This window comes from Nocardia flavorosea NBRC 108225, from assembly GCF_001613385.1.
Taxonomy (GTDB): domain Bacteria; phylum Actinomycetota; class Actinomycetes; order Mycobacteriales; family Mycobacteriaceae; genus Nocardia; species Nocardia flavorosea.
The window spans coordinates 1-669 of record NZ_BDCG01000061.1; the positions used below are offsets into that span (position 1 = coordinate 1).

At 62.8% G+C, this 669-nt stretch carries 2 protein-coding genes; one reads left to right on the top strand and one right to left on the bottom strand.

Going from position 1 to position 669, the window contains the following annotated elements; translation table 11 throughout:
• Positions 1–186: hypothetical protein (locus NFL01S_RS36635; RefSeq protein ID WP_218019661.1), on the bottom strand; the 186-nt coding region annotated here is incomplete at its 3' end.
• Positions 187–220: 34 nt separating this feature from the next.
• On the opposite strand from NFL01S_RS36635, the gene NFL01S_RS33820 reads away from it, so the two are divergent.
• Positions 221–640, top strand: a complete 420-nt coding sequence (locus NFL01S_RS33820) for an integrase core domain-containing protein (protein WP_084493477.1) — start codon at positions 221–223, stop codon at positions 638–640.
• The last annotated feature ends 29 nt before the right edge of the window (positions 641–669 follow it).

Genomic DNA, 669 nt, shown 5'->3' on the forward strand with positions numbered 1-669 from the left:
GAAGGTTTGGTGGTCAACCGGAAACGCACCCGCCGATTGTGGCGTGAGCACGGATTGAAACGGCCCGTCCGGGTTCGGAAGAAGCGCCGGGTCGGCGTCGGCCGGCATCAGCGGTTGCGTGCGTCGCGGCCGGATCAGATGTGGGCGCTGGATTTCCAGGTCGACGTGACCGTCGACGGCCGGCAAGTCCGGTTCCTCAACGTGGTGGACGAGTTCACCCGTGAAGCCCTGGCCGTCACGGCGTTCCGGTCGTGTACCGCTGATCAACCTCGTCGATGTGCTCGACGAGGTCATGGCTGCGACCGGCCGGAAACCGGAGCATATCCGGATGGACAACGGTACCGAGATGACCGCACACGCGATGACCGACTGGTGCCGGTTCACCGGCGTCGATGCGGCGTTCATCGACCCGGCATCGCCGTGGCAGAACGGGATCTGTGAATCGTTCAACGGACGTTTCCGGGACGAATTCCTTGCCTGTGAGCAGTTCTGCTCGCTGACCGAAGCGCAAGTACTTGCCGAGGACTGGCGCATCGAGTACAACACTTATCGGCCGCACGGATCGCTGGGATTCCTTACCCCTGAAGCGTTCCGGCAGCAATGGACACCGACCGAGTTCAACCAACCGCAACTCGCATGATCGGTGGACCCGTTATCGGGGCCCAGTCA